The following is a 12,708-nucleotide window of genomic DNA, read 5'->3' on the forward strand; positions in this document are numbered from 1 at the left end:
GCGCCTTCCCGGGCGCGACCGCCCTGGAACAAGCGAAGTCCGCGGGCAAGTTCACCCCGGTCCATGACGCCTGGTGGTCCGCGGCCTGCAAGGCCCACGGGGATCGGGACGGCACCCGGGCTCTGATCGAGGTCCTGCTGCTGGGCCGCCACCTCACCCACGAGCACCTGGTCGCCGGACTCGCCACCGCCCTGCGGGCCGACGCTTTCACCGCGGACGCGGTCGCGCTGGAGGCGCAGAAAGCTCACCGACAAGCTCATCCGCCGCGGCGTCCACACCTCTGTGAAGGCACTGGAGAACGACACAACTGCGGAGAGCAGAACCAACCCTCAGGATCTCTGGCGCAGCACACTAGCGAGCGTCCTCCGCCACATGGGTGAGGAACGCGGCGGCCGTTACGCCATCGCAGACCCTGTGATCGAAGGTCAAGGAGAGGTGCGCGACCTTACGCACGGTTACCTGCCCGTCGTGCGCCCAGGGCCGGTCGAGGATCCGGCCGATCCCGAGCATGGCCGCCTGGGGGTGATTGAGGAGCGGAGTGGCGCCGTCGACGTGGAGGGGGCCGTAGTTGTTGACGGTGAAGGTGCCGCCGGCGGTGCAGGCCTTGGTCAGCTCTCCGTGGCGAGCGCGGGTAGTCAGCCTGCGCAGCTCGTCGGCCAGTTCCCCGGGGGTGAGCAGATGGGCGTCGCGCACCACGGGAGTGCGCAGGCCTTGGCCGGTCTGGGCGGCGATGGACAGGTGGACACAGGGCAGGTGGACGACTTCGGCGCGGTCGGCGTCGATCCGGGCGTTGAGTTCCGGGTACTTGGTGAGACCGGTGACGCATCGTGCCGCAAGGGTGGCGAGCAGGCTGCGGGCGGGTATTCCGGTGACGTCGGTGTCCAGCCAGATGGTGACGGCCGGGGTGTCCCGGTGGGCACGTTCGTACTTGCGGGCCGCCGGGTCGAGGGGCGTGCGTCGGCCCGGGGCTTCGGCGGCCTCGGGGCGTGTGCCGTAGCCGGTGAGCACCGCACCGGAACCGGCGGCCGTCTCGGGGCGGACGGACACAAGTGGCGCGCCGACCGTGACCGTCTCCCCCGCACGGCAGTGCAGTCGGGTCACGGTGCCGGCGAAGGGGGTCGGGAGGGTGACAACGGCTTTGGCGGTCTCGACCTCGGCGACCACCTGGTCCACTGCCACCGTGTCGCCCACTGCTACCTGCCACTCCAGCACTTCGGCCTCGGTGAGTCCCTCGCCGAGGTCGGGAAGGGCGAAGACGTGCTCCTGCCCGTCCGGTCGGCGGGGCGCGGCGGCTCGGGGTGCGGCGGGCTCCTCGCCCACGAGGCGGCCCAGTGTGGTCAGGACACGCTCCACCCCCGGCAGATGGGCGTCTTCCAGGAGCGGAGGCGGGTACGGGATGTCGTAGCCGGTGACCCGCAGGACAGGCGCCCGGAGCGAGCTGAAGCACCGCTCCTGGACGCGGGCGGCGAGTTCGGACGCGACCGAGGCGAAGCCTTGGGCCTCCTGGACCACCAGGCAGCGGCCCGTGCGCCGGACCGAAGCCTCCACAGCGGCGTCATCGAGGGGTGTGAGGGTGCGCAGGTCGATGACCTCCACGTCCCAGCCGCGCTCGCTCGCGGCCCGGGCCGCGTCCAGTGCGACGGCGACGGCGGGGCCGTAGGCGACGAGAGTGACGTCGGCTCCCGGGCGACGGACGGCCGCGGTGCCGAATCCGGACGTCGTGCTCGGCGGCAGGGCGAGTTCGCCCTTGGTCCAGTAGTGCCTCTTGGGTTCGAGGAAAACGACCGGGTCGGGGTCCGCGATGGCTTCTCGGAGCAGTGAGTAGGCGTCGTCGACCGTCGCCGGAGCGGCCACCTTCAGGCCGGCGGTGTGGGCGTAGTACGCCTCGCTGGAGTCGCTGTGGTGTTCCACGCCGCCGATGCCGCCGCCGTAGGGGACACGGATCACCATCGGCAGCGGGAGGGCACCGCGGGTGCGGTTGCGCATCTTGGCCACGTGGGAGGCGATCTGCTCGAAGGCCGGGTAGGCGAAGGCGTCGAACTGCATCTCCACGACCGGCCGGTATCCGGCCATGGCCATACCGACCGCCAGGCCCACGATCCCGGATTCGGAGACGGGCGTGTCGAAGCAGCGGTGTTCCCCGAACTCGGCTGCGAGCCCGTCCGTCACCCGGAACACGCCACCGAGCCGGCCGACGTCCTCGCCGAACACCGCCACGCGGTCGTCCCCGGCGAGCGCGTCGCGCAGCGCGGTGCGCAGGGCCTGGGCCATGGTCATGGTCGCCATGCCGACTCCACCTCGGTTCGCTGGGCGGTGAGTTGAGGGGTGGGGTGCTGGAACACGTGGTCGAAGAGCGTGCGCGGGTCCACCTCGGGGGCGGCGGCCAGACGGGTGCGCACGTCGTCGGCGAGCGCCTCGGCGCGGGCGGCGGTCTCGGCGACGGTGGTGTCGTCGAGCAGTCCCCCGGCGCGAAGTCGGCGCTCCAGCCGGCTGATCGGGTCGCGCGTCCGCCACACTTGCGCCTCTTCGGGGGATCGGTAGCGGGTGGGATCGTCAGCGCTGGTGTGCGGCCCCAGCCGGTAGGTGAGCGCCTCCACGAGCCACGGGCCGCCGCCGGTACGGGCGTCCTCGACGGCGGTGGTCAGGACGGCCAGGACGGCCGCGGCGTCGTTGCCGTCGACCTGTTCGGCGCGGACGCCGTGGCCGACGCCGCGGTGGGCGAGGCTGGTGGCGGCGGTCTGCGCGGAGAAGGGCACGGAGATGGCGTAGCCGTTGTTCTGCACGAGGAAGACCACCGGGGCGCGCAGGACGCCGGCGAGGTTGAGGGCCTCGTGGAAGTCCCCCTCGCTGGTGGCGCCATCGCCGAGCAGGGCGAGGGCGACCGTGCCGGTGCCCTTGAGGCGCTCGGCGTGCGCGAGGCCGACGGCGTGCGGGCCGTGGGTGGCGAGCGGGGTGCACTGCGGGGCGGTGCGATGCGCCACGGGATCGTAGCCGCTGTGCCAGTCACCCCGCAGCAGGGTCAGCACCCCGACGGGGTCGATGCCCCGGCTCACCAGTGCCACGGAGTCCCGGTAGGTCGGGAAGAGCCAGTCCGTGTCCCGGAGCGTGAGCGCGGCGGCCACCTGGCAGGCCTCCTGGCCGAGCGAGGACGGGTAGACGGCCAGCCTGCCCTGCCGTGCCAGCACGTTCGCCTGCTCGTCGAAACGGCGTCCGAGCACCATCTTCTGATAGGCGGCCAGCAGCTTTTCCGCGTCCGGCATCAGGTACTCCCGGCCCGGCGGCGACGGATCGTCGTCATTCTCAGGGAACGCGAAAGGGACGGGCCCGGGAAGCAAGGGCTCCACTCCCGTCCGCCTCTCCATTTTTTCCGGCATGCCTGGCAAACCTCTTTCCTCAATCCTCCAGAAAGGGTCGTAGAAAGCCTTTGCGGACGTCAACGCAGCGTCCACCAAGGGAAGATGAACACGGGTTGACATCCGGCACGCGGGTAAGAATTCTTACCTTGCCCTCGGCCTGCCACCTCTCCACATCGCCACCACAGCCTCGTATTTGAGGATTCAAGTGGAGGAAACCGCTTGTTTTTTCCGCCCTGGGGAAATGACAGCATGCTCGGTAAGCGGCACTACTCGCTGGTCTGCGCGGCATGCGGCAAGCACTATGAGGACGACGGCCTCATACTGGAATGCCCAGCCGCGCACGAACCGGCTTTTCTGTACACGGAATACCGGGCGCCCTACGCGGACGGGGCTGATTCCGGACTGTTTCGATACAGCGGTCTGCTGCCGGTGGCCCGCACCTTTCCGGATGTCGGTGAACCCGTGGTCCACCACGCGGAGCGGCTCGGGCGGCTGCTCGGGCTGCGGCGGCTGTGGATCACGTTCAGCGGGTACTGGCCGGAGCGGGGCGCGTTCCTGACGACCGGCACGTTCAAGGAGCTTGAGGCGTACACGGTGCTGGGCCGGCTGCCCGAGGCAGCGCCCGTGCTGGTTGTCGCCTCCGCGGGCAACACCGCCGCCGCGTTCGCCTGGGCCGCCACCCTGCACCGCGTGCCGTGCCTGATCGTGGTGCCTGCTCCGGCGCTGGAGCGCCTGCGCTTTCCGGGTCCACTGGACCCCCGGGTCCGTGTGGTCGTGCTGGGCGGCACGGCCACCTACAACGACGCCCTCACCTGCGCCGAACTCCTGTCGCGTCTCCCTGGACATCATCCCGAGGGCGGCTGCCGCAACGTCGGCCGCCGGGACGGCCTCGGCACCGTCATGCTCGCCGCGGCCCAGACGCTGGGCCGTCTGCCGGAGGTGTACGTCCAGGCGGTCGGCAGCGGTGCCGGCGCGATCGCGGCGCACGAGGCGGCACGGCGGGTGCGCGGCGATGCGCACGGCCCCCTGCCGCGAGTGTTGATGTGCCAGAACACGCCATACGCTCCGCTGTCGCACGCCTGGCGCGGCGGCACCGGCCCCGTACCCGGCCGGGCCGAGGACGTGGTCGCTCCCGAACTCACCAATCACAGGCCGCCGTTCACGGTGCGCGGCGGAGTGCGGGACGTGCTCGCCGAGAGCCGTGGCGAGGTACTGGACGTGGACAACGAGGCCGCACTGGCGGCGATGGCGCTGTTCGAGCAGACCGAAGGGGTCGACATCGAGCCGGGCGCCGGGGTCGCCCTGGCCGCCCTGGCCGAGGCGGCCCGCTCGGGCCGAGTGGGCCGCGACGAACTCGTCCTGCTCAACATCACGGGCGGCGGCCGGGCCCGCCTCTCCAGCGACGTGTCATTGACCTCGGCCGAACCCTGGCTGCGCATGCCATGGGGCCCCGGCAGCACCGCGGAAGACGCCGCGGACCTCGTCCGCCGCGAACTCGGCGAGGTGTCGGGCGCTGCGGCGGGGTGGGCGCCGTGATGCTTGCCGCGGCCGGGGCGACGGGGGCGCCTTCCGCGGACGGGGGCGCCCCTGTGACGCGCCGGCTTCCCCACCCGATCAGCCGCCCGGCCTCGACCACCACCCCACCCGGAGCCTGCCGATGACCGTACTCCGCCGACTCGAACCGTCAGCGGCACAGCGTTCGATGTGGTTCGGCCAGCGGCTCGACCGGGCCGGTGCCGCCTACAACGTGGGTGAGTACACGGAGATTCATGGTCCCGTCGATCCGATCCTGCTGCGGACCGCCGTACGTCGCGTGGTGGAGGCGACCGAGACCCTGCGGTCGCGGTTCGTCTCCGAGGACGACGGCGTACGACTCCTCGTGGGCGCCGACGCCGACGTCGTGAAGACGATGCCCGTGATCGACGCGGCGGACGGCGAGGCCGCCCGGGAGTGGATGGCGGACGACTTCGCCACGCCCTTCGACCTGGAGCGGGGACCGCTTTTCCGGTACGCGCTGCTGCGACTCGCCGACGACCACTGGATCTGGTACCAGGCGTACCATCACATCGCGGTCGACGGCTTCAGCTGCTCCCTGATCGCCCGTCGGGTGGCCGACACGTACACCGCGCTCGCGGCGGGCGACCTCCACACTGCACCGTCCGCGCCCCTTCCCCCGCTGCTCGCCGCCGACGAGGCGTACCGTGCGAGCGAGCGGCACGAGCGGGACCGTGCCCACTGGGCTCGCGCCCTCGCCGACCGGCCCGACCCGGTTGGCCTGAGCACCCGCCCGCCGCACGTCGGCGACCGCTTCCTACGCCGTACCGGCCATCTACCCGGCCCGGCGGGCGACCTGGTGCACGCCGCCGCCGAACGTGCCGGAACCCGCTGGTCCCGCGTGATCCTCGCGGCTGCCGCCGCCTACCTCCATGGGCTCACCGGCGCCCGGGACATCGTCCTCGGTCTCGCGGTCACCGCCCGCGAGACCGAGACCGAACTCGCCACTCCGGGCATGGCCTCCAACGTCCTTCCCCTGCGGCTCTCCGTACGCCCGGACGCCCCCGCCGCCGACCTCGTGCGGCAGGCCGCCCGCGCCACCCGCGACCTGCTCGCGCACCAGCGCCACCGGGGCGAGGATCTGCGCCGCGAACTCGACTGGCCACAGGGCGGGCGCCGCTTCTTCGGCCCGGTCGTCAACATCATGGCCTTCGGCCCGGAGTTGTCCTTCGCCGGACACCGGACGACCCGTCACAACCTGTCCACGGGGCCGGTCGAGGATCTGGCGTTCAACGTCTACGACCGTTCGGACGGCAACGGCCTCAGGGTCGACCTCGACGCGAGCGCCGAGCACTACTCGGACAACGAACTCACCGGCCACCACCGGCGATTCCTCCACTTCCTCGAACGGTTCGCGACGGCGGTCGTGGGGCCCGGCACTGTGGTGGGGCGGGTGGAGCTGACCCGGCCCGAGGAGGAGGCGCTGCTTGGGGGCCCCGTGACTCCCCGCTACGGCCTCAGTGTTCCCGAGGTGTTCGCGGCTCGTGTGGCCGCCGACCCCGACGGGGCTGCCGTGGTCCACGGCGACCGCACGATCACCTACCGGGAGCTGAACACCCGCGCCAACCGCCTGGCCCACCGCCTGCGCCGGCTCGGGGTCCGGCCCGAGGACCGCGTCGCGGTGCTGATGCGCCGCTCCGGCGAGCTCCTCACCGCCCTGCCCGCCGTCCTCAAGGCGGGCGGCGCCTATGTCGGCCTCGACCCGCGCACCCCGGCCGCGCGAACTCGGCAGATCCTCACCGAAACCGGCGCAACCGTGCTCCTCACCGAGGGCGACGCCGACGCGGCCTGGTCCGACACCCGTGCCGGTCTCCACGTCCTCGACGTCACCGACCCCTCCCTCGCCACCGAGCAGGACACCGACCCCGGCGATCCCCCGCATCCGGACCAGCTGGCGTACGTCAGCTTCACGTCCGGGTCCACCGGAACGCCCAAGGGTGTCGCCGTGACGCACCGGGACGTGACGGCGCTGGGGGCCGACTCCGCGTTCGGGGGCGGCGCGCACGCGCGGGTGCTCGTCCACTCGCCGGCCGCCTTCGACGCGTCCACGTACGAGATGTGGGTGCCGTTGCTGGGCGGGGGTACCACCGTGGTGGCGGGGGCGGACGACGATGTGGACGCCGCTGCGGTCGCCCGGCTGACGGCGCGCCACGGGCTCACTGCGTTGTGGCTGACGGCCGGGCTGTTCCGGCTGATCGCCGAGGAGGACCCGGGCTGCTTCACCGGGCTGCGCCAGGTGTGGGCCGGCGGCGAGGCGGTACCCGCGGGCGCCGTCCGCGAGGTGCTGGAAGCCTGCCCCGGGCTGACCGTCGTCAACGGCTACGGCCCGACCGAGACCACCACCTTCGCCACCAGCCGCCCCTGCCGGGACGCGGCGTCGCTGCCCGGAGCGCTGCCCATCGGCCGCCCGCTGGACGGCATGCGCGCCGCAGTGCTCGACGGCGCCCTGCGGCCGGTGCCGCGCGGCACCGTCGGAGAGCTGTACCTGGCCGGGGCCGGCGTGGCCCGTGGCTACCTCGGCCGTCCCGGCGTCACCGCCGAGCGTTTCGTCGCCGACCCGTACGGCCCGCCCGGCGCCCGGATGTACCGCACCGGAGACCGGGTCCGGCTGACCCGCGACGACGAACTGGAGTTCCACGGGCGGGCCGACGGCCAGGTCAAGCTCCGCGGCTTCCGTATCGAGCCCAGCGAGATCGAGTCGGCCCTGTCCGGCCACCCGGCGGTCGCCCAGGCGGTCGCGCTGGTCCGGGAGGACCGGCCCGGCGACCGACGTCTGATCGCGTACGCGGTGTCCGCCGTGGGAGCTGCGGCCGACCCCGAGGCTCTGCGCGCCCACCTGGCCGAACGCCTGCCGGACTACATGGTTCCCTCCGCTGTCGTCCCGCTGGACGGGCTGCCGCTGACCGCCAACGGCAAGCTGGACCGTTCCGCCCTGCCGGCCCCCACCGTGAGGAGCGGCAGCCGCACGCCGGGCAACCCGCTGGAGGCGGCCCTGTGCGGTCTCTTCGCGGACGTGCTCGGCCTGTCCGCCGCCGGTCCCGAGGACAGCTTCTTCGCCCTCGGCGGCCACTCCCTGCTCGCCCTGCGCCTCCTCGCCCGGATCCGCGACGCCCTGGGCGCGGACCTGACGCTGCGGGACGTGTTCGGGTCGCCCACGCCGGCGGCGCTGGCCCGTTCGGTGAGGGCGTGTGCGGTGGACGCGGAGGCCGTGGTACGCCCCGCCTCCCGCCCGACGCCGGGGGCTGTGCCCGACGAGGTCGCGCTGTCGCCGGCCCAGCGGCGGCTGTGGTTCCTCGACCGGCTGGAGGGGGCGAGCCCGGCCTACCACATCCCCCTCGCCGTACGGCTGACCGGCGCCGGGCTCGATACGGACGCCCTGGACGGCGCCCTGTCCGACCTCGTCGCCCGCCACGAGATCCTGCGCACCGTCTACCCGGACACCGACGGCACACCTCGCCAGCGGCTGCTGGAACCGGGGGCGGGGCCGATCCTGCGCGTCGAGCCGACCATGAGCAGGACGAACGAGCTGCCGGCCCGCCTGACCGAGTTGGCCCGCCAGGAGTTCCGGCTCGCCCAGGACATTCCCCTTCGCGCCCATCTCCTCCCGCTGGGCCCGGACGACCACGTCCTGCTGCTGGTGTTGCACCACATCGCCGCCGACGGCCGGTCGATCGAACCCCTCTTCCGCGATCTGGCCTCCGCATACCGGGCCCGGCGCGAGAGCCGCGCCCCCGGGTGGACGCCCCTTCCGGTGCAGTACGCCGACGTCGCGGTCTGGCAGCAGGAGCAGCTGTCCGACGGCGACGCGACGAGGCGTCAGCTCGACTACTGGACAGCGGGGTTGGCCGGCCTGCCCGACGAGCTCACGCTGCCCGTCGACCGTCCTCGCCCGTCCCGCGCCACACACCACGGTGGCGACATCCCCGTACGGCTGGATCCGGCGCTGCACCGGCGGCTGGGCGAGCTGGCGGGCCAGACCGGCGCGACGCCGTTCATGGTCGTCCAGGCAGGGCTCGCCGCTCTGCTCACGCGGCTCGGAGCAGGCACCGACATCCCCTTGGGGACGCCGGTCGCGGGCCGTTCCGACGAGGTGCTGGACGACTTGGTCGGCTGCTTCCTCAACACCCTCGTGCTACGCACCGACACCTCCGGCGCCCCCACCTTCCGGGAGCTGCTGGACCGGGTCCGGGAGACAGACCTCGCCGCCTACGCCCACCAGGAGCTGCCGTTCGAGCACCTGGTCGAGACCCTCAACCCGCCCCGCTCACTCGCCCGGCACCCGCTGTTCCAGGTGATGCTCGCCTTCCGCCCGGACACCGCCGGACCCCACCTCGACCTCCCCGGGCTCGCGACCCGCACCCTCCCGGTGGAGACCGGCGCCACCAAGATCGACCTCACCTTCAACCTCGGTGAGCGCCGCACGCCCGACGGCCTTCCGGACGGCATCGAGGGCATCCTCCAGTACAGCGCCGACCTCTTCGACCGGGGCACGGCCGAGGAGCTCGCCGCCCGGCTGGAACGGCTGCTGCGGGCCGCCGCCGAGGACCCCGACCTGTCCATCGGGGCCCTCGACATCCTCGCCCCGGACGAACGGCGGCGCCTGCTCGTCGAGTTCAACGACACCGCGCGTGAGGTGCCGGAGACGACCTTTCCCCGTATGTTCGAGGCGAAGGCCGCGGAGGTGCCGGACACGGTGGCCGTGACGGACACCCGTACGAGCCTGACGTACGGCCGACTCGACCTGGAGGCAGACCGGCTGGCGAGGCGGCTGGTCACTGCCGGTGCCGGGCCTGGCCGAATCGTGGGCTTCTCGCTGCCCAGGTCGGTCGACATCGCCGTGGCCGTGCTGGCCGTGCTCAAGGCAGGTGCCGCCTATCTACCGCTGGATCCGGAGCATCCGGCCGAGCGAACCGCGTATCTGCTCTCCGACGCAGACCCGGTGTGTGTCATTTCCCGGGAGCCGATGGACGCCGGCTGCCCCGTCGTGAGCCCGGACACCGATGCCTCCCGTATGGAGGCTTCCGGCGCCGGAATCGAGCTGCCCGCCGCCCGTCCCGCCGACCCCGCCTATCTGATCTACACCTCCGGGACCACCGGCCGTCCCAAGGGTGTCGTGATCGAGCACCGCAACCTCACCACCTACGTCGCCCGCTGCGCCGAGGCGTACCCCAGCCTGCGGGGAGCCTCACTGCTCCACGCCACCATGTCCTTCGACGCCACGGTCACGACCCTGCACGGCGCGCTCGCCGTCGGCGGCCGGGTGCACATCGCCGCCGTGCACGAGGCGGGTGCCGAGCCGCTGCCCGGTGGCTACACGTTCCTCAAGGCCACACCCAGCCATCTGGCGCTGCTGCCCACCCTGCCGCGCGACATCTCACCGGCCGAGGAGTTCATGCTGGGCGGCGAGGCGCTGGTGGGCGAGGCCTTGCGTGCCTGGCGCCGGGACCACCCCGGGGTGCGGCTGATCAACCACTACGGTCCGACCGAGCTGACCGTCGGCTGCACCGACCACCGCATCGAACCCGGCGACGCCCTGCCCTCCGGCCCGGTGCCCATCGGACGCCCCATGTGGAACACCCGTGCACATGTCCTGGACGCGTGGCTGAACCCCCTGCCGGCCGGAGTCGAGGGCGAGCTGTACGTGTCCGGCGACCAGGTCGCCCGGGGTTATCGGAACCGGCCCGGGCTCACCGCCGAACGGTTCGTGGCCGACCCGTACGGGCCGCCGGGCACCCGCATGTACCGCACCGGGGATCTGGCCGTGTGCCGCGCCGACGGCGTTCTCGAGCTGCGCGGCCGGGCCGACGGTCAGCTGAAGATCCGGGGCCTGAGGATCGAGCCGGGCGAGATCGAGGGCGTGCTGACCGCACACGACGCCGTCGAGCAGGCCGCTGTGGTGGTGCGTGAGGACCGGCAGGGGGCACGTCGGCTGGCCGGGTACTTGGTGGCACAGCAGGGTAGCGGCGTCGAGGTCCCGGACGTACGAGCCCATGCGGCCCGGCTGTTGCCGGACCACATGGTCCCGGAGGCGTTCGTGGTGCTGGACGCCCTGCCGATGACGTCCAACGGCAAGCTGGATCGTGCGGCGCTGCCCGCGCCGCCCGAGACCGCCGGCTCGGCTGGATCGCGCGCCCCGCGCACCGCCTCGGAGGAGACCCTGCGCACCCTGTTCGCCGAGGTCCTCGGGCGTGCCCCGCACACGGTGGGCGTCGACGAAGGCTTCTTCGACCTCGGCGGCGACAGCATCGCCTCCATCCATCTCGCCAGCCGGGCCCTCGCGGCCGGGCTCCCGCTGACGCCCCGGGACGTGTTCGAGCACCGCACGGTCAGCGGACTCGCGTCGGTGGCGGGTTCACGGCCGGTCTCGGAGCAGGCGCGCGGCCAGGAGCCGGCGACCGGTGAACTGCCGCTCACCCCGGCCATGCACCGGCTGCGCGAGCGCGGCGGCCCTGTCGCCTCGTTCAGCCAGTCGATGCTCCTCGTCACCCCGGCCGGGACCGACGAGAAGCGGCTCGCCTCCGCTCTGCAGGCCGTAGTGGACCATCACGACGCGCTGCGGATGCGAGTGGCGACAGAGGGCGACTGGTCAGCCGTCATCCCGCCGGCCGGAAGCATGGCCGTCCCGCTGGAGCGGGTGCCCGTACCGGGTGGGGACTTCCCGGCAGCGCTCGATGCACCGCCTGTTCGCGGACTGAGCCCGGAACGCGGCGAGTTGGTGCGTGCGGTCTGGTACGACGCCGGGCCGGACCGGCAGGGCCGCCTGCTGCTGACGGTGCATCACTTGGCTGTGGACGGTGTTTCCTGGGGCATCCTCCGGGCGGATCTCGCCGCCGCCTGGCGGGAGGAGGAACTTCCACCGCCCGGGGCCCCGTTCAGGCAATGGGCCAGGCTGTCGCAGCGGCAGGCCGAGGCCCGGCGCAGCGAACTGGACGTCTGGCGCCGGATGCTGGACGCCCCCGACCCGACGCTCGGCACCCGGCGCCCCGACGCCGCGCGAGACGTCGTCGGCGCGGTACGCCACCTCACCCGAGTTCTCCCGCCCGAGCCGACCGCGGACGTGCTCACCGCGGTGCCCGCCGCCTTCCACGCCGGCCCCGACGACGTGCTGCTCGCCGCCCTCGCCCTCGCCTTCGCTCGCCGTCGGTCGCACCCGGCGCTGCTGGTGGACGTCGAACGGCACGGGCGGGAGGACCTGGGCGCCGGGGTGGACGTCTCGCGCACGGTGGGCTGGTTCACCAGCGTCGTTCCGGCGCGGCTCGACCTCACCGGGCTCGACCTGGGAGACCCCGCGCGGGTCCTGCGTGAGGTCAAGGAACAGTTGCGCGCCGTGCCCGACCACGGCATCGGCCACGGGTTGCTCCGCCACCTCGACCCGGCGTCGGGCCCGCTCCTCGCCTCCCTTCCGACGCCGCAGGTCGGCTTCAACTTTCTGGGCCGGGCCACGACCAGCGGGACAGTGACCGGCAGGACGGCGGCCGATTGGACAGCGGCCCCCGAGGAAGTCCCCGGCACGCTCGCCCTCGGCGCCGCGCACGACCCCGCGCTCCCTGTGGCCCACGGCCTGGAGATCACAGCCATGGCCGACGACGACGGGCTGCGGGCCACATGGTCCTGGGTGCCCGGCATCTGGTCCGAGGACGAGGTGGACGCCCTGGCCGGACTGTGGTTCGAGGCCCTGTCCGCTTTGATCCATACCATCCCGGCGGGCGGACACACGCCGTCCGACCTGCCCCTGGTGTCGCTGTCCCAAGCAGAGATCGACGAACTCGAAGCCGAGTTCGGAAGCGAGTGGAGGTAA

4 protein-coding genes are annotated in these 12,708 nt (G+C 72.8%); 2 read left to right on the forward strand and 2 right to left on the reverse strand.

All coding sequences use genetic code 11. The features are described from left to right. Positions 1–351 precede the first annotated feature (351 nt). Positions 352–2,286, reverse strand: a complete 1,935-nt coding sequence (locus ACZ6I3_RS11175) for a 2-oxo acid dehydrogenase subunit E2 (protein WP_469413710.1) — start codon at positions 2,284–2,286, stop codon at positions 352–354. Further along, on the reverse strand, positions 2,274–3,374 hold the full coding sequence (locus tag ACZ6I3_RS11180) for a thiamine pyrophosphate-dependent dehydrogenase E1 component subunit alpha (protein WP_469413711.1): 1,101 nt from the start codon (positions 3,372–3,374) through the stop codon (positions 2,274–2,276). Before ACZ6I3_RS11180 ends, ACZ6I3_RS11175 begins: the two co-directional genes overlap by 13 nt. Before the next feature lie 231 nt (positions 3,375–3,605). Between ACZ6I3_RS11180 and ACZ6I3_RS11185 the strand changes: the two genes are divergently transcribed. Together ACZ6I3_RS11185 and ACZ6I3_RS11190 are read left to right on the forward strand one after the other, a co-directional pair. After that, entirely contained in the window at positions 3,606–4,892 is a 1,287-nt protein-coding gene (locus tag ACZ6I3_RS11185; protein WP_469413712.1) for a cysteate synthase, read from the forward strand. A gap of 121 nt (positions 4,893–5,013) precedes the next feature. After that, positions 5,014–12,708, forward strand: a complete 7,695-nt coding sequence (locus tag ACZ6I3_RS11190; RefSeq protein ID WP_469413713.1) for an amino acid adenylation domain-containing protein — start codon at positions 5,014–5,016, stop codon at positions 12,706–12,708.

Source organism: Streptomyces sp. NPDC041940, from assembly GCF_055589465.1.

Bases quoted from the DNA above. Each gene is read 5' to 3' on its own strand.
- ACZ6I3_RS11175 (WP_469413710.1), bottom strand. From the start codon at position 2,286: ATGGCGACCATGACCATGGCCCAGGCCCTGCGCACCGCGCTGCGCGAC.
- ACZ6I3_RS11180 (WP_469413711.1), bottom strand. From the start codon at position 3,374: ATGCCGGAAAAAATGGAGAGGCGGACGGGAGTGGAGCCCTTGCTTCCC.
- ACZ6I3_RS11185 (WP_469413712.1), top strand. From the start codon at position 3,606: ATGCTCGGTAAGCGGCACTACTCGCTGGTCTGCGCGGCATGCGGCAAG.
- ACZ6I3_RS11190 (WP_469413713.1), top strand. From the start codon at position 5,014: ATGACCGTACTCCGCCGACTCGAACCGTCAGCGGCACAGCGTTCGATG.